Origin of the sequence: Pseudomonas fluorescens NCIMB 11764 (genome assembly GCF_000293885.2) — a bacterium.
GTDB lineage: Bacteria > Pseudomonadota > Gammaproteobacteria > Pseudomonadales > Pseudomonadaceae > Aquipseudomonas > Aquipseudomonas fluorescens_B.
Map to the genome: position 1 here is coordinate 4,021,223 of NZ_CP010945.1, position 22,897 is coordinate 4,044,119.

Annotated in this window: 19 protein-coding genes; 5 read left to right on the forward strand and 14 right to left on the reverse strand. The window is 61.8% G+C overall.

The annotated features are described in order from the left end of the window. Positions 1 to 23: 23 nt before the first annotated feature. The 12 genes from katG to B723_RS18620 all read right to left on the reverse strand — a co-directional run bounded on the left by katG (position 24) and on the right by B723_RS18620 (position 15,173). Positions 24 to 2,279, reverse strand: coding sequence for a catalase/peroxidase HPI (gene katG, locus B723_RS18565; protein WP_017339299.1), 2,256 nt, complete (start codon positions 2,277 to 2,279; stop codon positions 24 to 26). 449 nt (positions 2,280 to 2,728) lie between these two features. Beyond that, the gene (locus B723_RS18570) at positions 2,729 to 4,036 is read right to left on the reverse strand and encodes an OprD family porin (RefSeq protein WP_017339298.1); all 1,308 of its coding nucleotides are present in this window, start codon (positions 4,034 to 4,036) and stop codon (positions 2,729 to 2,731) included. An 80-nt stretch (positions 4,037 to 4,116) separates the two neighbouring features. Then, the gene (locus tag B723_RS18575; protein ID WP_017339297.1) at positions 4,117 to 4,689 is read right to left on the reverse strand and encodes a PPC domain-containing DNA-binding protein; all 573 of its coding nucleotides are present in this window, start codon (positions 4,687 to 4,689) and stop codon (positions 4,117 to 4,119) included. Between the two features lie 124 nt (positions 4,690 to 4,813). Then, complete coding sequence (locus B723_RS18580) at positions 4,814 to 6,391, reverse strand: aldehyde dehydrogenase (NADP(+)) (protein ID WP_017339296.1); 1,578 nt, start codon at positions 6,389 to 6,391, stop codon at positions 4,814 to 4,816. A gap of 31 nt (positions 6,392 to 6,422) precedes the next feature. Further along, positions 6,423 to 7,382 (reverse strand): amidohydrolase family protein, encoded by a 960-nt coding sequence (locus B723_RS18585; RefSeq protein ID WP_017339295.1) that lies wholly within the window; start codon positions 7,380 to 7,382, stop codon positions 6,423 to 6,425. Continuing rightward, positions 7,375 to 8,334: an amidohydrolase family protein gene (locus B723_RS18590; protein ID WP_017339294.1), complete on the reverse strand. Its 960-nt coding sequence runs from the start codon at positions 8,332 to 8,334 to the stop codon at positions 7,375 to 7,377. The genes B723_RS18585 and B723_RS18590 overlap by 8 nt, the downstream gene beginning before the upstream one ends. A gap of 13 nt (positions 8,335 to 8,347) precedes the next feature. Further along, complete coding sequence (locus B723_RS18595; RefSeq protein ID WP_017339293.1) at positions 8,348 to 8,806, reverse strand: thioesterase family protein; 459 nt, start codon at positions 8,804 to 8,806, stop codon at positions 8,348 to 8,350. A 40-nt stretch (positions 8,807 to 8,846) separates the two neighbouring features. Beyond that, the gene (locus tag B723_RS18600; protein WP_031318990.1) at positions 8,847 to 10,745 is read right to left on the reverse strand and encodes a TRAP transporter large permease subunit; all 1,899 of its coding nucleotides are present in this window, start codon (positions 10,743 to 10,745) and stop codon (positions 8,847 to 8,849) included. A 15-nt stretch (positions 10,746 to 10,760) separates the two neighbouring features. Next, positions 10,761 to 11,804 (reverse strand): TRAP transporter substrate-binding protein, encoded by a 1,044-nt coding sequence (locus B723_RS18605; protein ID WP_017339291.1) that lies wholly within the window; start codon positions 11,802 to 11,804, stop codon positions 10,761 to 10,763. Between the two features lie 172 nt (positions 11,805 to 11,976). Then, on the reverse strand, positions 11,977 to 13,182 hold the full coding sequence (locus B723_RS18610) for a CaiB/BaiF CoA transferase family protein (protein WP_031318988.1): 1,206 nt from the start codon (positions 13,180 to 13,182) through the stop codon (positions 11,977 to 11,979). Between the two features lies 1 nt (position 13,183). Next, positions 13,184 to 13,963: an enoyl-CoA hydratase-related protein gene (locus B723_RS18615; RefSeq protein WP_017339289.1), complete on the reverse strand. Its 780-nt coding sequence runs from the start codon at positions 13,961 to 13,963 to the stop codon at positions 13,184 to 13,186. 73 nt (positions 13,964 to 14,036) lie between these two features. Then, positions 14,037 to 15,173, reverse strand: a complete 1,137-nt coding sequence (locus B723_RS18620; RefSeq protein WP_017339288.1) for an iron-containing alcohol dehydrogenase — start codon at positions 15,171 to 15,173, stop codon at positions 14,037 to 14,039. Between the two features lie 175 nt (positions 15,174 to 15,348). Here B723_RS18620 and B723_RS18625 point away from each other — a divergent pair, with 175 nt between their 5' ends. From B723_RS18625 to B723_RS18635, 3 genes are all read left to right on the forward strand, one after another. Further along, positions 15,349 to 16,272: a LysR family transcriptional regulator gene (locus B723_RS18625; protein ID WP_031318987.1), complete on the forward strand. Its 924-nt coding sequence runs from the start codon at positions 15,349 to 15,351 to the stop codon at positions 16,270 to 16,272. 347 nt (positions 16,273 to 16,619) lie between these two features. Then, entirely contained in the window at positions 16,620 to 17,966 is a 1,347-nt protein-coding gene (locus B723_RS18630) for a PQQ-dependent sugar dehydrogenase (protein ID WP_031318986.1), read from the forward strand. Positions 17,967 to 18,461: 495 nt separating this feature from the next. Then, the gene (locus B723_RS18635; RefSeq protein ID WP_017339284.1) at positions 18,462 to 18,731 is read left to right on the forward strand and encodes a hypothetical protein; all 270 of its coding nucleotides are present in this window, start codon (positions 18,462 to 18,464) and stop codon (positions 18,729 to 18,731) included. A gap of 52 nt (positions 18,732 to 18,783) precedes the next feature. On the opposite strand, the gene B723_RS18640 is transcribed toward B723_RS18635, so the two are convergent. After that, positions 18,784 to 19,614, reverse strand: a complete 831-nt coding sequence (locus B723_RS18640; protein ID WP_017339283.1) for an alpha/beta hydrolase — start codon at positions 19,612 to 19,614, stop codon at positions 18,784 to 18,786. 110 nt (positions 19,615 to 19,724) lie between these two features. Between B723_RS18640 and B723_RS18645 the strand changes: the two genes are divergently transcribed. Further along, on the forward strand, positions 19,725 to 21,161 hold the full coding sequence (locus tag B723_RS18645) for an HD domain-containing phosphohydrolase (RefSeq protein WP_017339282.1): 1,437 nt from the start codon (positions 19,725 to 19,727) through the stop codon (positions 21,159 to 21,161). A gap of 3 nt (positions 21,162 to 21,164) precedes the next feature. Here the strand turns inward: B723_RS18645 and B723_RS18650 are convergent, their stop codons facing one another. Beyond that, positions 21,165 to 21,674, reverse strand: a complete 510-nt coding sequence (locus B723_RS18650) for an Lrp/AsnC family transcriptional regulator (protein WP_017339281.1) — start codon at positions 21,672 to 21,674, stop codon at positions 21,165 to 21,167. Positions 21,675 to 21,874: 200 nt separating this feature from the next. Here B723_RS18650 and B723_RS18655 point away from each other — a divergent pair, with 200 nt between their 5' ends. Continuing rightward, positions 21,875 to 22,891 carry a 1-aminocyclopropane-1-carboxylate deaminase gene (locus tag B723_RS18655; RefSeq protein ID WP_017339280.1) on the forward strand — a complete coding sequence of 339 codons (1,017 nt, stop codon included), beginning with the start codon at positions 21,875 to 21,877 and terminating at the stop codon, positions 22,889 to 22,891. The last annotated feature ends 6 nt before the right edge of the window (positions 22,892 to 22,897 follow it).

A 22,897-nucleotide genomic window follows, 5' to 3' on the forward strand; every position in this document is an offset into this window, starting at 1 on the left:
GGCGTTGCAGTTTTTCAGCCGTGTTACTTCAGATCAAACCGATCCAGATTCATCACCTTCGTCCAAGCCGCCACAAAGTCCTTCACAAACTTCTCCTTCGAATCGCCGCTGGCATAGACCTCAGCCAGCGCGCGCAACTGAGCATTCGAGCCAAAGACCAGATCGACCCGGGTGCCGGTCCATTTCACTTCGCCGGTTTTGCGATCGCGTCCTTCAAACTCCTCGCTAGCCTCAGAGGTCGGTTTCCATTCCACGCCCATGTCGAGCAGGTTCTTGAAGAAGTCGTTGGTCAACGCCTCTTTCTGCTGGGTGAATACGCCGTGCTTCGTTTGTCCGACGTTGGTATTCAATACTCGCAGGCCGCCGATCAGCGCGGTCATTTCCGGCGCAGTGAGGGTCAGTTGTTGCGCCTTGTCGATCAACAGATGCTCGGCCGGAACGCGGTAGCGGGTTTTGAGGTAGTTGCGGAAGCCGTCGGCGATGGGTTCGAGGAAGCCGAAGGATTCCACGTCGGTCTGTTCTTGCGAGGCGTCCGCACGCCCCGGTGTGAACGGCACGGTGACGCTGTGACCGGCATTTTTTGCGGCTTGTTCGACACCGGCGTTGCCGGCCAGCACGATCAGGTCCGCCAGCGAGATTTTCTTGCCGCTGTTGTTGAACTCGTTCTTGATGCTTTCGAGTTTCGCCAGCACGTTCGCCAGTTGCTCAGGCTGGTTGGCTTGCCAGGACTTCTGCGGCTCCAGGCGCAGACGACCGCCGTTGGCGCCGCCGCGTTTGTCGGAGCCACGGAAGGTCGAAGCCGCCGCCCAGGCCGTGGATACCAGTTGTGAAACGCTCAGGCCCGAGGCGAGGATTTTGCTCTTGAGCGCGGCGACGTCGCTGTCGTTGACCAGTTCGTGGTCGACGTCCGGGATCGGATCTTGCCACAGCAGTTCTTCACTGGGCATTTCCGGGCCGAGGTAGCGGGAGAGAGGACCCATGTCGCGGTGGATCAGCTTGAACCAGGCGCGGGCGAAGGCGTCGCTCAATTGATCCGGGTTCTGCAGAAAGCGTCGCGCAATCGGCTCATAGATCGGGTCGAAGCGCAGGGCCAAGTCCGAGGTCAGCATGGTTGGGTTGCGCCGTTTCGACGGGTCGTGTGCATCCGGAATAGTCCCGGCGCCCGCGCCGTTTTTGGCGACCCACTGGTTTGCGCCAGCCGGGCTTTTGCTCAGTTCCCACTCGAAGCCGAACAGGTTTTCCAGGTAGTTGTTGCTCCACCGGGTGGGCGTGGTGGTCCAGGTCACTTCCAGTCCGCTGGTGATGGTGTCCGGGCCCTTGCCGGTGCCGAAGTTGTTTTTCCAACCCAGGCCTTGTTGTTCAAGACCGGCCGCTTCGGGCTCGGCGCCCACGTTGTCGGCAGGCCCGGCGCCGTGGGTTTTGCCGAAGGCATGGCCGCCGGCGATCAGCGCCACGGTTTCTTCGTCGTTCATGGCCATGCGGCCGAAGGTTTCACGGATGTCCAGGGCCGAAGCGACGGGGTCGGGATTGCCCTCCGGACCTTCCGGGTTCACGTAGATCAGGCCCATCTGCACGGCAGCCAGTGGGTTTTCCAGATTGCGTCCTTCATCCGTGCGGCTATCTTCGTTTCTCCCGGGTTCGGCCACGAGTGGCACATCGCCGGGTGTCTGTACGGGTTTTTGCCCTTTGTCGTAGCGGGTGTCGCCACCCAGCCATTTGTTTTCCGAACCCCAGTAAACGTCCTCGTCCGGTTCCCAGACGTCGGCACGGCCACCGGAAAAACCAAAGGTCTTGAAGCCCATGGATTCCAGCGCAACGTTGCCGGTCAGCACGATCAGGTCGGCCCAGGAAATGTTGTTGCCATACTTTTGCTTGATCGGCCACAGCAGCCGGCGTGCCTTGTCGAGGCTGACGTTGTCCGGCCAGCTGTTGAGCGGGGCGAAGCGTTGTTGACCGGAGCCGGCACCGCCACGCCCGTCACCGGTGCGGTAGGTGCCCGCGGCGTGCCAGGCCATGCGAACGAACAGCGGGCCATAGTGACCGAAGTCTGCCGGCCACCAGTCTTGCGAATCGGTCATCAATGCGGTCAGGTCTCGCTTGACCGCCGCAAAGTCGAGCTTTTTGAACGCTTCGGCATAGTCGAAGCCCTCGTCCATGGGGTCAGACAGGGACGAGTGCTGGTGCAGGATCTTCAGATTCAGTTGGTTCGGCCACCAGTCGCGGTTGGTCGTGCCACCGCCGGCGGCGTGATTGAACGGGCATTTCGATTCATTTGCCATGTGCGAGCTACCTTTTGGTCGTGTTCTTCCGGCTATCGGGCCCGGAGCGGGCGTTAAATAGCGACGAGCGAGATCAAGACACAGGCTGCAGGGCCAGCAGTTGGATCAACTGATTGTGGTGACCACACGGAATTCTGAACAGCGGCAATCAGGTTGCCTGCGCGGTGACCCACGGGCGGCCTAGTCAAGCTTCGGGCTCATTCCTGTCTCCTTTCCAGCGCTAATCCGGCCGGCTTATGACGCCAGCGCAGACTAAGGTTAGACCCGAGTCGGGAAGTCAGCTAATAGGTGGAGTGTTGTGGCCCGATAGGCAGAATCTTTCACTGAAACCCTCTGGTGGAAACGGTCGTCAGGGACAGTTGAACCAGCCGCTGACGCAATTGCGGGATTGAGATCAACCCTCGGAGGCTACGTCGGGATCGTCCGGCATAGCCTCCGAACACCCATCGTCAAAGCAGTGGAATGCTGTAGCTGACGATCAGGCGGTTCTGGTCCTGGTTTCGGCTCGCTTCACTGTTGGACTTTCCGTTGCGCCAGCCAAACCCGACGCCTTTGAACGCGCCGGACTGAATCGCGTAATCCAGGCCGATATCCCGTTCCCATTCCTTTTGCGTGTCGCCAGTGACGGTCTTGATGTTGTCGCCGCTGAGGTAGATGACCGACGCCTTCAAACCGGGCACGCCCAACCCCGCAAAGTCATACGCATACTGGCCGAAAGCGGTGCGTTCACCTGCGCGGGTGAAGGTCTGGATCAGGCGGTCGGTGTACAGGTAAAGACTGGCGCCACCGGCACCTTTGTCCGGCAGGTTGCCTTGGCTGAGCTGGGTGAAGTTGCTGCCGCTGGAAACGCTTTGGTAGCCGGCGGTGATGGCATGGGCGCCGGCGGTGTAAATCAGTGCGGCGCTCCAGGTCCGGTTGTCGATTTCGCCATCGGCGCCTTCGGTGTAGCCGCTGATCCGGTAGCCTGAAGTGCCCGAGCTGTTTTTGCCGGACGAATCGGTCTTGAAGTAACGCAGGTCGGTTTTCAGCGATTGATTGTCCGAGATCGTCAGCGTGTGCATCAGGCCGAAAAACTGCTGGGTGTAGTAGTCGTCGAGGTTGGCATAGTAATACTGAGCGGTCAGGTCCTTGGTGATTTTCCAGTCGCCACCGGCGAAGTCGAACGCGTTGCTTTCACGGGTGCCACCCGTTACCGCGAGCCCGGTCTGATCGCTTGAACCCCGGCCAGTCGCGTGTTCGATGCGGCCACCGGTGAGGGTCAGGTCTTTGAACTCGCCCGAGGTGATCTGCCCGCCTTCGAAGGTCTGCGGCAGCAGGCGGCCGTCGTTGGCCACCAGGATCGGCAGCTTTGGCATCAGCGTGCCCAGGCGCAGTTCGGTTTTCGAGACTTTGACCTTGCCGGTCAACCCCAACCGGCTCCACTCGTCGACCGCGCTGTTGTCGCTGTCCGAAGGAATCATGCTGCTGCCGACGTGGCGTCCTTTGCCGCTGTCCAGGGTAATCCCCATCAGGCCCAGTGCGTCGACACCGAAACCGACGGCGCCGTCGGTGTAGCCCGACTTGTAGTCGAGCATGAAACCCTGCGCCCATTCTTCGGTTTTCGACGGGGCGGCCGGGCCATCGCGGTTGTCGTTGTTGAAGTAGAAATTCCTCATCCCCAACGTCGCTTTGCTGTCACTCAGGAAGTCGGCGTGCGCCTGGGTGCTGAGTGCAATGGCGCCCAGCGCCAGGGTTACAACCGTGTTCTTGTTGCTCATGTAAGACGCCCCTAATTATTTTTGTAATATGAATCGGGAGGGTGGCTCCCGCCGTGGCAGGCGGGAGCGTGAGGCTTGATTCAGATACCCAGCACGTTGGCGCCGATGCAGGGATCGATTCCGCGTTCCAGGCGACGCTGATGGACGATCACGGTGATTTCCATCGAGCCGGTGGTGACCTCGAAATCGAGGATGTGGCCGCCATAGGCCTGGAAGGTGGCATCACCAGCAACGCCGTGCATATGGATCGAAGGCTGACCGTTCTTCCACGCCACCGAGCCGGTGATGCTGGCCATCTCGACGCTGTTCAGGATCTTGGCGTCGAAGTCCTTCTTGTCCTTGTTCCAGAAACCGAACTTGACGTTGCCGAAGCCGATACCCGTGATGGACGCGCTGGGAATCTTCTCGGCGATGGCCAGTTTGGTCAGTTCCTTGAACGCGTTGTCGCCCATGCGCAGCACCATGAGGTAACCGGTGGGGGTTTTGGTGTAGCGCGGTGTGGCTTCAGTGGCACATTGCATGGGGGCTGTCGTCGCGGCGGGCGTGGTTTCGGCAATGGCCAGTTGAGTGCCTGCGGTGGTGATCATCACGGCAGCGGCCACGGCCAGCATCAATTTGCACAAGCGGTGTTTCGGGTGACGTTGAGCTTGCATGAGACTTCCTCTGTTTTTGTTGTTGTGTGGGTACAGCGGTTTTCGGGACGAGCGAATCCGACGCCTGTGTTCAACAGGCGCGGAAGGTGTGACTGTCAGTGGGTGTCAGTTGAAGCGCGTTGACCTACAGCGCATCGCGGTGGCTGATGCCGTCCACCAGTCGGGCGATGCTCAACGGGTTGCTGTTTTTCAGGGCGTCCGGCAGCAGGCTGTCGGGGCAGTTCTGGAAACACACCGGCCGCAGGAAACGATCGATCGCCAACGTCCCGACCGAGGTGCCGCGCGCATCCGATGTCGCCGGGTACGGCCCGCCGTGCACCATGGCGTCGCAGACTTCCACGCCGGTGGGGTAACCGTTGAAAAGGACGCGTCCGACTTTCTGTTCCAGCAGGGCCAGAACGTCGCCCTGGGTAGCGACTTCCGAATCTTCGACCATCAGCGTGGCGGTCAACTGACCGCGCAAACCGTGCAATGCCTGGATCAATTCGGCGCGGTCAGCGACTTCCACCACGAGGGTGGTCGGGCCGAACACTTCTTCCTGAAGCAACTCATCGCCATTGATCAACAGGCTGGCGTCGGCCTTGAACAGTTGCGGCCGTGCCTGGTTACCCTGTTGCTCGGTGCCGGCCAGGTGCGTGATGCCGGGGTGGGCGCGCAGGTGATCCAGACCCTGGCAGTAGCTTTTCAGTGCGCCGGCGTTGAGCATGGTTTGCGCTGGTTGCTCGTTCATCAAACCGGCGAAGCGCTCCAAGAAAGCCGTGAACTCCGGCGAGCGAATGCCCAGCACCAAACCGGGATTGGTGCAGAACTGGCCCGCGCCCAACACCACGGAAGCGCTCAGGTCAGCGGCGATCTTTTCGCCCCGTGCCTTGAGGGCTTCGGGCATCAGCAACACCGGGTTGATGCTGCTCATCTCGGCGAACACCGGGATCGGCTGAGGACGCGCCGCGGCCATGTCACACAAGGCGCGGCCGCCGCGCAGCGAACCGGTGAAGCCGACCGCCTGAATGGCCGGGTGTTTGACCAGCGCTTCACCGACGCTGCCGTAAAGCAGGCTGAACACACCCTCGGGCATGCCGGTTTTCCGGGCAGCGCGGGTGATCGCATCCGCAACGTAATCGGCGGTCGCCATGTGGCCGCTGTGGGCCTTGAACACCACCGGGCATCCGGCGGCGAGGGCGGACGCGGTGTCGCCGCCGGCGGTGGAGAAGGCCAGCGGAAAGTTGCTGGCGCCGAACACCGCGACCGGACCGAGCCCGGTGCGGTACTGGCGCAGGTCGGGACGGGGCAACGGTTGGCGGTCCGGCAGCGCACGGTCGATGCGTGCGCCATAGAAATCACCCCGGCGCAGCATCGTGGCGAACAGGCGCATCTGGCCGCTGGTGCGTGCCCGCTCACCTTGGATGCGCCCGGCGGGCAGGGCGGTTTCCCGGCACACGAGGGCGATGAATGATTCATCCAGCGCGTCGAGCTCGGTGGCGATGGCATCGAGAAACCCGGCGCGGCGGGCGGCCGACAGGTTGCGAAAGGTCGGGTACGCCGTGGCTGCCGCTTGTGCCGCTGCATTTACTTCCTCGGCGGTCGCCTGATGGAAGCGATACGGCAGCGCTTCGCCAGTGCTGGCGTCGTGGCTTTGCAGGGTGGTCGTACCTTTTGCCGAACGTGCGCCGGCGATGTAGTTGTGGCCTGAAACTTCAAACATGTTGGACTCCTGATGAGCAGTTCAAATCGGGTCAAGCGAGGCGGTAGAGACGCCGGGCGTTGTCATGAAACAGGGCCAGCCGATCAGCAGGGGAACGCTCCCTGACGATGGTTTTGAAACCGTCGAACACTTCGCTGAGGCTGTTCACCACGCCATCGACCGGGTAATTGCTGGCAAACGCGCAGCGACTGATGTCGAAGATCGAAATCGCGTCGTTCACCACCCCACGGTTCGCCTCGACCGGCCATGCCTCGCCCGGAATGCAGATGCCGGAAATCTTCAGCGCGACGTTAGGTTCCTGTGCCAGAAGCGCGAGGTTTTTACGCCAACCGGCCAAGCCTTCTTCCGAACGATCTGCGGGCAGTGCGGTGTGATTGACCACGATGGTTACGTCGGGGAAATCCCGGGCCAGTTCGGCGGCTTCCGGCAGATGCCACCACGGCGCCTGCAACTCGAAGTGCAGGCCGTTTTCGGCCAGTCGGGCATAACCGTCGCGCCAGCGCGGATCGCGCATGGAGCCGGGTTCGGCGAAATCTTCACTCCAGGCCTCGAGACTGGTCACCGTTGGCTTGTGGCGTATGCCGCGCACCAGCGGGTGATCGCCGTACAGGCGCAGCAGATCAAAAGCGTCTTCGCGATCCAGCCAGGCCTGCGCAACCATGGCGCCCAGGGTGGATTCGGTTTTCGCCAGCGACTCGACAAACCTCACTTCTTCAAACGGCGTCTCCGGGTCCCATTCACCCTCGATCACGACCGTCTGCACGACATGATGGCTGCCGGTGAGCCGGTGATAGTCTGCCGGCAGGAAATTGCGGCAGATGGACGAATAATCGCCATATCGAAACGGTCGCAACGGGCGGTCGTTCAACCACGGGTAGTAATGGGTTTCGATGTCGAAATAGTGTTGATGCGCATCGACGATGGGCAAGTCCGCGTCATCGCCGCTGGCGAGAAAGCGCGCGCGCCAATCGATGGCGGACAAGTTATCCATGCGGCTCCTCCAGACGATAAAAGCGCCGAGCGTTGCCGGCGAACACCGCTTCCTGCAAGGCTCGCCCCATAGGCGCGAGCATTGCGGCCATGCCATCGGCAATCGTGTCGAAGGAGGCGCGCAGACCGGCAACCGGAAAGTTGCTGGCGAACATGCAGCGCTCGGGGCCGAAGATCTCCAGGGCGGTCAGGACCACCACCCGGTTATCGTCGTAGTTCCAGGGCGAATCCTTGAGGCCGAACTCCGACAGCTTTATGTGCACGTTGGGCTGCAAGGCCAGCGCTTCCAGGCCTTTGCGCCAGCGCGTCATGCCGGCCGGGCTGCGATCCCAGGCGAAACCGGTGTGATTGAGCGCGATGCGGATCTGCGGAAACATCGCCGCCACCTCGGCCGCCTCGACCAGGTGCCACGGCGGTACCCGCAGGTCCCACGACAGATCGTGAGCGGCCAGCCGGGAAAATCCTTCCAGCCATTTCGGGTCCTGCATCGTGCCCTTGGCACCGGCAATCGATACGTCCGGTGAAGCCGAGGTCACCGGTTTCGAGCGAATGCCTTTCACCAGTGGCCGGGCGGCTTGTTCCGCAAGAATCTGCGCGCTGTCTTCGCGATCGAACCAGGCGTGGGCGACGATGGCATTCGGGAAGCCGTAGCGTGCGTTCACCTGTTCCAGCCAGCGTGTCTCGGCGACTTGCTCGTCACGCGCACGTTCGGCCTCGACATGCACGGTCCCCACCAACCGTTGTTTGGCGGTCAGGGCCAGGAACTGTTCCGGCAGGAAATCACGGCACAGGCTGTGATAGTCGCCGAGGAAAAAGTCCTCGTGGTATTCGTCCTGCAGCCACGGATAGCGACCGTTGCCGAGGTCCCACAGATGATGGTGAGCATCGACAACCGGCAGCGCATCCTCGGCGGCAAGGTTCCGCAGACCGTTGCGTTCGTGCAGCGTGATCATGACTCGACCCTTTTCAGCGTGACGCAGAGAATTGGGAAGGGCTGAGCACGCCGTCTTCGACTTCGCCAGCGGCGGCGGCCTCGGCTTTGGCCTGCACGCGGCTGCGCAGTTTGGCGACGTTCACCACCACGCGGGTATGCGCGGCCGTGGCGACCAGCTCGACGTCATCGCGCACTTCGACGTTGAAGGTGACACTGCGACCTTCGATGCGGGTCACCGTGGCGACGATGCTGACCGACATGCCCAGCAGCGTGGCGCCGACGTGGCGGATATCCACCGCCGCGCCGACCGTGTTTTCGCCGTCATCGAGGAAGGTCAGCAGGTAATCGAGGCACGTCTGTTCTATGTCGTCGACCAAGCGTGGCGTGGCATAGATGCGCAGGTCCTCGCCGAGAAACGAGATGGTGCGTGGCTGGTCGACGATCAGTCGGCGTTCGGTTGCGGTACCGGCTTCGAGCGTGGAGAAATTCATGGGAAACCTCATGTTTGAGTGCTGACAGTCAAAAAGTGATTCAGGCGTTGGGCAGGAAACCGATGGAAATCCACGGCACGGCAATCAGCACCCCAAGCGCTACGACCAGCGCGCCGAGATACGGCCAGACCCGACGCATGGCGCCGCTGGGGTCGACCTTGGCGATGGCGCACGCGGCGTAGAAACCCACGCCAAACGGCGGGGCGAACAAGCCCAGGCCCATGGCGAAGATCGCGACCATGGCGTAATGCACGTCGTTGATGCCCATGGCCTTGGCAATCGGGAACAGCAGCGGCCCGAACAGCACGATGGCCGGGATGCCTTCCAGGAAACTGCCGAGCAGGATGAACGCCACGGCGGAGATGATCAGGAAACCCATCGCACCACCCGGCACAGTCGACATCACCTGCGCCAACTGATGGGAGAAGCCCGACTGGGTCAGCGCCCAGGCCATGGCGGTGGCGCTGCCGATGATGATCAGGATCGCGCCGGACAACGAGGCGGTGCTGACCAGAATCGGATACAGGCGCCGCCAGTCAAAGCAGCGATAGCACAGCAAACCGACGATGAAGGTGTAGGCCACGCCAATGGCGGCGACTTCGGTCGCGGTGGCGACCCCTTCAACTACGGCGGTGCGGATCACGAAGGGCAGGGCCAGCGCAGGGATCGCGAGCAACAATGAGTGGCCGATTTCCTTGCCCGAGGCGCGTTTACCGGTGGAAGCCTCGCCTTTGCGGTTCTTCCACCAGATCACGGCGGCCATGGCAATCGCTCCCACCACCGCCGGCATGAAGCCGCCGGTGAACAGTGCGGAAATCGACACGCCGGTCACCGAGCCGATGGTAATCAGCACCAGGCTGGGCGGAATGGTTTCCGACATCGCCCCGGAGGCATTGAGCATTGCCACCAGTTCGTTTTCATCCTCGCCGCGTTTCTTCATTTCCGGAAACAGCGCGGGTGCGATGGCGGCCATGTCGGCTGCCTTGGAACCGGAAATGCCGGAGATCAGGTAGATCGCGCCGATCAGCACATACGACAAACCGCCGCGCACATGACCGATCAACGAGCACAGGAAGCGAATCATCGCCCGCGCCATGCCCATGGCCTCGATCAGCGCCCCCAAAAACACGAACAGCGGGATGGCCAGCAGGATCAGGCTCGCCATGCCTTCGTCCATCCGCCCGATCACCAGGGTCAGTGGAGTGCTGGTCATGGTCGACAGATACGCCACCGTCGCCAGGCCGAACGCGACCATGATTGGTACGCCGATGACGATCATCGCCATCACGCCGATCATGAAGAAGATCACCAGGTTCCAGTTGCCCATCAACAGCATCCAGCCTTCGGCCACCCACAACAATGCGCCGAGGGACGCGAGCATCGCCACCGACACCGAGAAGTCGATCAACCGTGCGCTGGTCAGCAACCGTGCGACGCAGGTCATCAGCATCAGGCTCAGGCCGACGGCGATGGCGGACACGCGAAAGGCGTTGGGAATTTCCAGGGCGGCGGTGGTGATGATCCACTCGTCGCTGACGTACTCCCAGGCCGGGGTGAACAGCAGGCCGATAAAGGTGATAACGATCACCGCGCCCAGGGTGTCGACGAAGGCGCGTTTTTCCACGGGCAGCCGCCCGATGAACGAGGTGAGGCGCATGTGCTCGCCGCGCCGCATCGCCACCACCGAGCCGAGCATCGCCAGCCACAGGAACAGCAGCGAAGCCAGTTCATCGCCCCAGACGATCGGCTGGTTGAGCACGTAGCGAGAGAACACATTGCAGAACAGCAGTGTGACTTCGATCACCACCAGCAACGCCGCGCTGCCCTCGGTCAGCCAGCGCAGGCCGGTGTCCAGCGCACGACCGAGACGAAACGTGGTTTGGCGCGGGCTGACTCCTTCAGCGGGGGACACTTCCGTCATTGGTATTTCAGTTTTCATGACCTTGTCTCCGGCTTAGGACAGTTGACCCGCGTATTGCTCAAGCAAGCTCCAGGCTTCCGGGCCGTACTTTTCCTTCCATTGGGTGTAGAAGCCCTTCGACTGCAGGTCAGTCCTGAACAATGAACGGTCGACTTTGTTGAAGGTGATGCCGTGGGCGGTCAGCGAGGGTTCCAGGCTGGCGTTGAGGTCGATCACCTGTTGGCGCTGGACCAGCGCGGCGGCGTTGATCTGCCGGGAAACGATTTCCTGCACATCGGCGGGCAGTTTTGGAAAGGTCTTGCCCGAGGCGACGATCCAGAAACCGCCCCAGATGTGGTCGGTCATGGAGCAGTATTTCTGCACTTCATAAAAGCGTGCGGACTCGACCACCACCAACGGGTTTTCCTGGCCGTCGACCACTTTGGTCTGCAAGGCCGAGTAGGTTTCGTTGATGCTGATGCCGGTCGGCGAGGCGCCGAGGGCGCTGAACATCGAGGTCCATAACGGGCTGACCAACACGCGCAGCTTGAAGCCGGCGAGGTCTTGCGGGGTGTTGATCGGCCGTGTCGAACTGGTGATCTGGCGGAAGCCGTTGTTCCAGACTTTCTCCATCGGGATCAGGCCGACTTTCTCGGTTTTGGCCCGTACGTGCTCGCCCAGTTTGCCGTCCAGCGCGGCCCAGACACTGTCGTAATCCTTGAACGCGAACGGCATGCTTTCAATCGACATGGCCGGTACCAGCGTCGAGAGAATCGCACCGGGCAGCGGAATGAAATCGATCGCCCCGGCACGCACCTGGGACAGCATGTCGGTGTCGCCACCCATGGCGCCGTTGGCGTACACCTGCAAGTCCACTGCGCCGTTGGTTTCGGCCTTGATCGCGAGCGAGGCTGCTTTCATCTGGATGTTCAGCGGGTGGGTGTCGGGCAGGCTGCTGGTGTAGCGCAGTACGATGGGTTTGGTCGCGGCGAAGACGCCGGAGGGCAGCAGGTTGGCGGCAAATGCACCACCCACGGTGACGCCGGCAGACACTAGAAATGATCGGCGGCTGACAGACTCGGTCAAGATACGGCTCATGATGTTCACCTTCTTGTTTTTGTTGTAGTTGTTCTAAAAAAACAGCAGATCAATGATGCGAACGCTGTTCCCTGCGGGAGCGGGCTTGCTCGCGAAGGGGCCATCAGTCTCGATATCTGTATTGACTGAACCACCGCATTCGCGAGCAAGCCCGCTCCCACAGGTTTTTGCGTTATGCCAGGGCCACCACTGCTTGGCTCCGGATCAGCTCATCGATTTCATTCTCCGCATACCCGCTTTCCTTCAGCACTTCGCGGGTGTGTTCGCCGAGCAGCGGCGCAGGGCGGCTGGTGGTTGGCGGGGCGTTGTCCATGTCGGAGAAGTGGATCGGCAGGCCCATGCCGCGCACCCGGCCTTCGGTGGGGTGTTCGGTCTCGACGACCATGCCGCGAGCCTTGGTTTGTGGATGGGCGAGGGCGGCGGCGATGTCGAGGACCGGCCCGGCAGGCAGGCCGAGGCTGTCGAACAACACCATCCATTCATCCGTGGTGCGCGCGACCAGGACTTCGTTGAGAATTTCCACCAGGGCCAGACGATGCTCCATGCGCAACGCGTTGCTGGCGAAGCGCGGATCGGCCTTGAGTTGCGGCAATGCCAGCGCTTCGACCAGCCGTTCGTAGTTGGCCTGGTTGGCGGCGCCGATGTTGATCCAGCCGTCCGCCGTGCGGAACACCTGGTACGGCGCGCTGGTTGAGTTGGCCGAGCCCATTTTCGGCAGGATGGTGCCATCGGCGAAATACGCCGCTGCCGGCCAGTACATCTGTTGCAGGCCGGCTTCGAACAGCGACGTGTCGACCATCTGCCCGAGCCCGGTTTTCTGTTTGGCGGCATAGGCGGCGCAGATGCCGAGGGCGGCAAGGATGCCGGAGTTGATGTCGGCCACCGGCGAGCCGGCCTTGACCGGCTCACGCCCGGCTTCACCGGTCATGCTCATCATGCCGCTCATGCCCTGGGCGATCAGGTCGAAACCGCCTTTCTCGCCGAACGGCCCGCTGCGCCCGTAACCGGAAATCGCGCAGTAGATCAGGCCAGGGTTGAGGGTTTTCAGGGTGTCGTACCCCAGGCCGAATTTCTCCATGGTGCCGGCACGGTAGTTTTCCGTGACCACGTCGGCGTCCATCAGCAGGCGGCGCAGTACGTCGCGTCCGCCCTCGGTTTTCAGGTTCAGGCCGATGCCGCGCTTGTTGCGGTTGACCACCATGAACGAAGCGGATTCGCCGCTGGCCATGATCGGCGAGAAGCGGCGCGAATCATCACCGTCCGGGACTTTCTCGACCTTCACCACGTCAGCGCCCATGTCGGCCAGCATCATGCCGCACACCGGGCCGGACATGATGTGAGCCAGTTCTACCACGCGCATTCCTGTCAGCGGTCCCATGTTATTTACCCTCGAATTGTGGTTTGGCTTTCGCGATGAACGCGTTCAGGCCAGTCTGAAAATCGTCGGTGTCGTAGCAGGAGTAACTGCTGTCGATCTGTTCGACGGTGGGGGCAACGCCCGCTTCCAGTTGTCGCGCTGCCTGGCGATGCCAGCGAGCAACGAGGGGCGCGCCGTGGGTGATGCGTTTGGCGGTGGCGAGGGTCTCTGACTCGACCTCTGCATCGGGCACGACGCGGGTCACGATGTTTTTCACGTAGGCGTCGTGGGCGTCGAGAATGCGGCCTTCCAGAAGAATTTCCAGGGTCGTCGAGCGTCCGGCGAGGGCTACCAGCCCAGACATTTCGTCATAGGACATGACCAGCCCGAGCTTGCCGACCGGCGCACCGAAGCGGCTGGATGTGCCACAGATACGCAGGTCACAGAGCGCGGCGATTTCCAGGCCGCCACCGACGCACACGCCATGGATCATCGCGATCACCGGGTGCGGGCAATCGACAACCGCGCGCATCGCCTTCGAGGTGACATCGGCATAGACCCTGGCTTGCGCCTGGTTGGCACGCACGGCCGGAAACTCGCCGACATCGGCGCCAGCGGCAAAGGCCTGTTCGCCGGCACCGCGCAACACCACGCAGCGCACGCTGAGGTCGGCGGACAATTCGGTCATGACGTCACCCAGGTCCTGCCACATGGACAGGGTCAGGGCGTTCATTTTCCCCGGATGACTGAGGGTGACGATGGCAATGGCGTCTTGCCGTTCGATAAGGACGGTGGGCTTCATGATTGTTCCGCTGGCGTTGGCTTGGCCGACGACGCGGATGCCTCCTGATTTATTGTTGTTGGATAGCGGCTGCTTACAGCGATTGTTCGAGCATCGACAGGTAGTCTGCAGACGAGGCTTCGCGCGGGTTCGTCTTGTGGCTGTGATCGTGCAACGCGCCCTCGACGATGCCGGCAAACAGGCTCGGATCGACGCCGATTTCGCTCAGGCGGGTGGGCAGGCCCAGGCGTCGGGTCATGTCTTCGATGGCCGCACCGATGTTCGCGCCGGCTTCAAGGCCCATCGCGTGGCGCAGACGTTCGAGTTTGCGCTCGTCACGGACGGTCGGAGCATTGGCATTGAAGTGCACGACCGCCGGTAAAAAAATCGCGTTCAACGTGCCGTGGTGGAGTTTCGGGTTGATGCCGCCCAGGGCGTGGGAGAGGCTGTGCACGCAGCCCAGACCTTTTTGAAAGGCGAGTGCGCCCTGCATCGAAGCGCTCATCATGTTCATCCGCGCTTCACGATCGCCAGGCTCGGCGGTGGCACGTTCGATGTGTTCCCAGGCGCGCCACAGGCCATCGAGGGCGATGCCGTCAGCGGCGGGGTTGAAGGCCGGCGCCATGAAGGTTTCGATGCAGTGGGCGATCGCGTCCATGCCGGTGGCGGCGGTGAGCATGGGCGGCAGGCCCAGGGTCAGTTCCGGATCGCAGATGGCCACGCGAGGCACCACGTAAGGCGAGATGACGCCGACTTTGCGACCATCGTCGAGGATCAGGATGGCGCCTCGTCCGACTTCACTGCCGGTGCCCGCCGTGGTCGGAATCGCGATCAGCGGCGCGGTGGCCGACGTGATGCGGTCCAGCCCGCCTTCGATCACCGCAAAGCTGTGCAGAGGACCGTCGTGGGTGGCGCAGACCGCGACGCCCTTGGCCAGATCGATCGAGGAACCGCCGCCCACCGCGATGATGCCGTTGCACTCGCCGAGGTGGTAGTGCGCCACGGCTTCACGCACGGCGTGTTCGTTCGGGTTGGGCGGGGTGGCGTCGAAAATCGCCGGAGTGAGGCCGCCGAGGGCAGCGATTACTTTGTCGACGATGCCGGCATTGCGCACGCCGACGTCGGTGACGATCAGCGGCCGGGTGATGCCGGCGCGCTCGGCTTCGGCCGCCAGGTGCTGGAGGCTGTCATAGCCGAACTGGATTTTGGTGACGTAATTGATGAGTGACATGATTCACCACAAGTTATACAGGATTGTTATTGTTGCAACCGGTCTTGGGCAGGAGGGCGTTAGCGCTCTGGTCAAACCCGTTGCATTGCCTGGTTGTGGGGTGGACTATAGGGCCGTCGTGGCCAGCCTCGATACTGACAACTTTCGATACCTCTATAACTTTTAGTTAACCCTGATGACGCCCTCACTGAACTCGATCATGTCCCGCCTGCACATCAAGCAGCTTCGTTTGCTGATCGCCCTGGATGAGCACGGCTCCTTGCTGGGCGCGGCCAAGCAGGTCGCGCTGACCCAGCCCGGCGCGAGCAAGGCACTGCAGGAAATTGAAACCACCTTTGGCACGTCCCTGTTCACCCGCACTAACCGCGGGCTTGAACCGAACGATGCCGGACGCTCGGTCATCCGGTACGCGCGGTTGATCCAGACCGACCTCGCGCACCTGCGCGAAGAGATCATCGGCATCATGAGCGGCGAGGGCGGGCGCGTGTCGGTCGGCACCATCATGGGCGCCGTTCCGCTGTTGACCACGGCGATCAGCCGGGTGATAGCCGACCACCCGAAGCTGTCCATCGAGATCGTCGAGGACACCAGCGCCGCGCTGCTCAGCCAGCTCGACGCCGGACGCCTGGACCTGGCGATCTGCCGTACTACCATCAGCACCACTCCCTACTTGTACGAGAGCTCGACCTTCGTCGAGGAAACCCTCGCGGTGATCGCCAGCACCCAACACCCGTTCGCCTATGCCCGGCAGCTATCGCTGAAGGACCTGGTGGATTACCGCTGGGTCGTCTATCGCGCCAACATGCCGATGCGGTTATTGCTGGAGCGGGAATTTCACGAGGCCGACCTGCGTTTTCCAGTGCACCTGCTGGAAACCACCTCGGCCTTCGCCACCTTGTCGCTGCTTCAGGAAAACCCGACCCTTGTCGCGCTGGTGTCGACCGACGTGGCGAAGTTCTGCTCCGGCTACGGCTTCACCACCACGCTTCCGCTGCCTATCACCTCGCGCAGCGAACCCTATGAACTGGTATCACGCAAAGGCGTGCCGGACTCGCCGGCGGCCAGGCTGTTGCGCGAGGCGTTGTTGAATCCCGCGTAGAACCGTAATGCTGTTCACACCCGGAGAGTCTTGAACCAGAGAAACCTGTGGCGAGGGAGCTTGCTCGCGCTTGAGTGCGTAGCACTCACAAAAATCGCATTGGTTGTCAGCTTTTTGGGGCCGCTACGCAGCCCAGCGCGAGCAAGCTCGCTCGCCACAAGTGACCAGCCTTAGCCTGGAACCAGTGGTTGGGATAGTGCCCGGCATTGAGGGCGTGCATTCGTGCGATTCAGGCAAAACTGATTTGTGACTGGCGCGGTGTTTGTGACGGATCAACGCCGCGATACTCGACGGGATTTTGCCTTCCCCTAAATTGGCCCACGGATGGCCATTGCGAGGTTCGAACCATGACTGTTTCCCGCCGACTGGCGCTCTTGATGACCGCTGCCGCGTTGCTCACCGCGTGTGGTGAATCGTCCAAACTGCCGCCCCAGGCCAGCGTCGGCCCCTCGCCGCAGTTGCCTGAACCCACCACTTCGTTGATCCCCACGTTGAAGGTGTCCAAGGCAGTCGGCTGGTCAGGCAGTGACATGCCCAAGGCGCCTGCCGGATTCAAGGTGACCGCGCTGGCGGACGATCTCGACCATCCGCGCTGGATCTACCTGCTGCCCAACGGCGATGTGCTGGTCGCCGAAAGCAATCACCCGCCGATGCCCGAAGGCGCCACGGACGGCGGCAGCGGGCCGCTGGCCTGGGCGAAGCGCACGGCGATGGGCATTGTGATGGGACGGGTCGGTGCCGATGTGCCCAGCGCCAATCGCATCACCTTATTGCGCGATGCCGATGGCGACGGTCACGCTGAAACCCGCACGGTGTTCATGAGCGGGCTGACTTCGCCATTCGGCATGGCGTTGGTGGGTGACGAGCTGTTCATTGCCAACGCCGATGCCGTGGTCAAGGTGCCTTACACCACGGGGCAAACCGAAATCAGCGCGACGCCGGTAAAAGTCACCGACTTGCCCGCCGGCATCAACCACCACTGGACCAAAAACGTCCTCGCCAATCCCGAGGGCACCAAGCTTTACGTCACCGTCGGCTCCAACAGCAACGTCGGTGAAAACGGCCTTGAGGCCGAAGAAGGTCGCGCGGCGATTTGGGAAGTCGACGTTAAAAGCGCAGAAAAGCGCCTGTTCGCCAGCGGTCTGCGCAACCCCAACGGCCTGGCCTGGAAGCCGGGCTCGAACGAGTTGTGGACCGTGGTCAACGAGCGTGACGAAATCGGCAGCGACCTGGTGCCGGATTACCTGACCTCGGTGAAAGACGGGGCGTTCTACGGCTGGCCGTGGAGTTACTACGGCAACCACGTCGACACCCGTGTAGAGCCGCCGCGCCCGGACAAGGTGGCTCAGGCCATCTCCCCGGATTACGCGCTGGGCACCCACGTCGCACCGCTGGGCCTGGCGTTCTCCGACGCCCGCGCAATGCCGGCCGGTTTCGCCAATGGCGTGTTTATCGGCGAGCACGGCTCGTGGAACCGCAATCCGCAGGCGGGCTATAAAGTGGTGTTCATCCCGTTCAGCGACGGCAAGCCGTCAGGCGTGCCGGTGGATTTTCTCACCGGTTTCCTCAATGCCGACGGCGAAGCGCAAGGGCGTCCGGTGGGTGTGGCGCTTGATCAGGGTGGTGCGTTGCTGGTGGCCGATGATGTCGGTAACAAGGTGTGGCGTGTGGTGGCGGCCAAACAGGGGCAATGAAAACCTGGGCTTGACTCAGTGTTGCAAAACTCACGCAGATGATAGAAGGCGCGCGCCGCGAGGTACGCGCCTTTTTTTGTTCGACGAGGGCATCTTGTGGATTTTGTGCACTGGCCGGTCCGTGACGTTCTAAAAGAAGTTTGATCTATCCACGAGGGAGAAAAATCGAGGAACGAGGCATTTCCGAGAAAGGTGAAGGACGTCTCCGAGACGCATAAACCGGGTTTTTCTTCGCTTAAGGCTCGCCTATAGTTCGCCCGTCGCCGACGAATCGGTGATCGACTTTAGCCGGTCGTATCAGATGATGCACAAGCGCCCGTATAATCGCGGCGTTTTTTGCTGCCTAGAATCTACATGTCTATGGTGGCTGTGCGTGGGACACCTTCGGGTGTGCCGGGTTCATCTGTCCGGTCGGCTAACCCGCGCATAGCTACCACCCAAATTCGTTTAGCCGCGAAAGGGTGGGAGCTTCACTTATCAGATGAGATTCACGCCATGCCTAAATTCCACCCGCTCCAAGGCAACTTCAGCGTCGGCCCGACGCTGTACATCGACACCGAAGCCCGCGCTTCCGATCTTCTTGAAACCGCCGTCCACCGACTAAAAGCTGCGCGTAATCTGCTCAACAGTGTTTCCTGCCTTTGCGTCAGAGAAGCCGAGGGTCATGACCTGGAGCATTTCGCCAACGCCGCACACATGCTCGTCCAGGACGGCTGTGATGCCTTGGATGTGCTGGGCTGGACGCTGGAAAAAGCTTCACGCTGAGAACGAGAAAGCCGCGATATTCGCGGCTTTTTTGTGCGTCAAAGTGGCCTGCTCAAACCCCGTTCCTGGTGTTTTGCGGCCCATGAGACTGCTGGGTTGCATCCGTCACTTCCGCAGTCTTGTCCTGAGTCTCGTGCACCGCCTGGATGATGACCTTGGCCACGTCGGCCGGACGCGACTGCTGCGGCACATGACTGGCCTGGACTTCGGTGACCTGCGCTTTCAATTTCTTGGCAAACGCACGCTGCAGATCCGGTTGGATCATGCGGTCGTCGCGAGCAACGACGTACCAGGTCGGTTTGCCTTTCCAGGCAGCGACGCTGGTTTTGTCGTCGAATGCCGAGGCACGAATCGGTCCCTGCGTGGCGGCCATGACGGCGGTCTGTGCAGCGGGAAGATCCTGGGCGAAGCCGGTGGCCATGCCTTGGGGGGTCATGTAGAGAAAACCGTTTTTATCAGCGGCGATGTCTTTCACGCCGGGCGGCGCCGGGAAGTCTTTGCCCAGATCCTTACTGGCCTGGCCCGCATCCGGGGCGAACGCAGCGACGTACACCAGGCCACGGACTTTCTGGTCAGTACCGGCCTGACTGATGACTGTACCGCCCCAGGAGTGCCCGACCAGCACAACGCCATTGTCCTGATTGTTCAACACGCGCTGCGTGGCCGCAACGTCATCGGCCAGGGAAGTCAGCGGGTTTTGCACCACGGTAACCTTGATGCCTTCGGCCTGTAGCAGCGGAACAACCTTGCCCCAGTCGGAGCCGTCGGCGAAAGCACCGTGTACGATCACCACCGACGGTTGCGGGGCGGCGGCCTGGCTGCCGACGGCGAACAATGAAGTGGTCATGGCGAGTGCGAGGGCGATAGCCTTGGGTTTGAACATGGTTGGAACTCCTGTGGTTGGTGTGACGCAGTTTCAGGAATACGGGGGCGGTCCGGTATCGGTCGTTTATCCGAGGCAGGCCAAACATCATTCGAAGAAAGGGGAGAGTCATGCGCGAGAGTGACGGCATCGAGCTGGAGAGTGCGATCCTGGCGTTGTCCATGGTCGGCGATTTGAGTATGGGCCAGCCCTTCGACCAGTCACGCCGTACGGCTCGCCTGGTGCAGTTGCTCGCGCAGTCGTGCCACGGTGCCGGTGAACACACTGAGGTTGCACGGCAAGTGGCCTTGCTGCGTTGGTCAGGGTGTACGGCCAATGCCGAGGGTTTTACCCGTTTGCTGGGCGATGACGTCGAAGGCCGCAACGCCATGCTCAGCCAGACACTGGGCGCGGCAGGCCTGCGCGCGATGCGCAAATCGGCGCCGTTGGCCGTGGTGCATTGCGAGGTGTCGGGCGATATCGCACACACGCTGGGCCTGAGCGCACCGGTCGAACATGGGCTGCGACATGTGTTCGAGCAGTTCGACGGTGAAGGCAAACCCTTTGGCTTGCGCCATCCCGAGGTGCCTGAGGTGGTCTATCAAGTGTTGCTGGCCGGTGATCTGGAAATCCTCTCCCGGGTTCACGGACTGGAGGCGGCACTGGAGTGGATCGCGACCAAGGGCGATCGTCGCTACCCGGCATCGCTGGCCGCCGAACTCGCGCTCAATGCCAAAGACTGGCTGGAATCGTTGCGCGTGCCGCAAGACGTTCGTTCGCAACCGCATCGAAGCGAGGGGCAGGTTGCGCTGACGCTGGTCGGGGATGTGATCGACCTCAAGCTGCCTTGGTTGGCGGGCTACTCACGCCGGTCGGCCGAACTGGTCAGGGAGGCCGCGAGGTTGTGGGGCTTGTCGGACCAGTCGGCTGACCAGGCCGCGAAAGCCGCGCTGATTCATGGCGTCGGCCGGGCGGCGGTGCCCAACCGAATCTGGAACACGCCGGGCGTATTGCTGGACGGTGATCTCGAACAGGTCCGGCTGGTGCCTTACTGGACGTCGCGCACTTGCGGCCAGATTCCCGAACTGACGGCGCCGGGTCGGCTGGCGGCGAATGCCTATGAACGACTGGATGGCAGTGGCTACTTCCGTGGCCTTGAGGGCGATGCCTTGCCCGCCGAACAGCGTTTGCTGGCGGCCACGCTGGTCTGGCAGGCATTACGTGGCGACCGGCCGTGGCGTGCGGCCTTCAGCGACAGTGACGCCGAGCGTCTCTTGCTCGACGAAGCCGCGCGGGGGCGTTTCGACCCCCAGGCCTGTCAGGCGGTCATCGCGGCGGCTCGCGGCGAGAGCGTCGTCGCACCCAGGGGAAATGCCAGCCTGCTGAGCGACCGCGAGACGCAAATCCTGCAACGCATCAGCATGGGCGGCAGCAACAAGGAGGTGGCGCGCCAACTCGGCATCAGCCCGAGCACGGTGCGCACCCATGTCGAGAGTGTGTTCCGCAAATTGCAGTGCACGACCCGTGCGGCCGCGACACTGAAGGCGCTGACGCTCGGATTGATATGACCCTCAAATGGGGATGTGTGTGGTCGACAACACCTGGCGCAGCCCCATGAAAGAGCGAATCTGCCGAACCCCCGGCAGGTAAAGCAACTGCTCGGCGTGCAGCCGGTTGAAGCTGTTGCTGTCCTTGGTGCGGATCAACATGAAGTAGTCGAATTCCCCCGTCACCACATGGCACTCCATACACCCGGACACTTTCTGTGCCGCGGCTTCGAAGGCGGCGAAGGATTCCGGCGTCGAGCGGTCCAGCACCACGCCGATCAACACCACCATCCCCGCGTCCAGCGCGTCGTTGTCCAGCAGCGCGACAATGCCCTTGATCAGGCCCGCCTGCTTGAGGCGTTCGACTCGCCGCAGGCAGGCGGGGGCGCTCAGTTTCACCTTCTCGGCGAGCGCCACATTGGAGATGGAGGCGTCTCGCTGCAGGGTCTTGAGAATGGCGCGGTCGGTCCGGTCCAGCGTGAGCGGCTCCGCACCTGGAGTGCCGGGCTTCTTGTGATTATTTGTTGCGCTCATAGTCATTTCCGCACAATAAAAGTCTGTTTGAAGTAATAAATATTGATTGATGTTTCTTTAATGGATTGAAACTTGCAACACATATTTTTCGCTTTGTTCTTAATATTGAACTCATCGAAGTCGCCTGAAACAGCCTGGAAATGCCGTTTTTTTGTCTTTCGGTCTGGCGCTTGGATATCCAATAATCAAGGAGCAAAGTCATGAACCTGAATCGCTTCAAACGTTATCCGCTGACCTTCGGTCCTTCTCCCATCACGCCCTTGAAACGCCTCAGCGAACACCTGGGCGGCAAGGTCGAGCTGTATGCCAAACGCGAAGACTGCAACAGTGGCCTGGCCTTTGGCGGCAACAAGACGCGCAAGCTCGAATACCTGATTCCTGAAGCCATCGAGCAGGGCTGCGACACCCTGGTGTCCATCGGCGGGATCCAGTCGAACCAGACCCGCCAAGTCGCTGCCGTCGCCGCCCACCTGGGCATGAAGTGTGTGCTGGTCCAGGAAAACTGGGTGAACTACTCCGACGCCGTGTATGACCGGGTCGGCAATATCGAAATGTCTCGCATCATGGGCGCCGACGTACGACTGGACGCCGCCGGGTTCGACATCGGCATTCGGCCCAGCTGGGAGAAGGCCATGAGCGACGTGGTGGAGCGGGGCGGCAAGCCGTTCCCGATTCCGGCGGGTTGTTCCGAGCATCCTTATGGCGGCCTCGGCTTCGTCGGTTTCGCCGAGGAAGTCCGGCAGCAGGAACAGGCACTGGGCTTCAAATTCGACTACATCGTCGTGTGCTCCGTGACCGGCAGTACCCAGGCGGGCATGGTTGTCGGTTTCGCCGCCGACGGCCGTTCGAAAAACGTCATCGGTATCGACGCTTCGGCCAAACCGGAAAAAACCAAGGCGCAGATCCTGCGTATCGCCCGGCACACCGCTGAACTGGTGGAGCTGGGTCGCGAAATCACCGAAGAGGATGTGGTGCTCGACACGCGCTTCGCCTATCCGGAATACGGTTTGCCGAACGATGGCACGCTGGAAGCCATTCGTCTGTGCGGGCGTCTTGAAGGCGTGCTGACTGACCCGGTGTATGAGGGCAAATCCATGCACGGGATGATTGAAATGGTCCGCCGTGGCGAATTCCCTGAAGGCTCGAAAGTGCTGTACGCGCACCTGGGCGGGGTACCGGCGCTGAATGCCTACAGTTTCCTGTTCCGCAACGGCTGAAAAAAC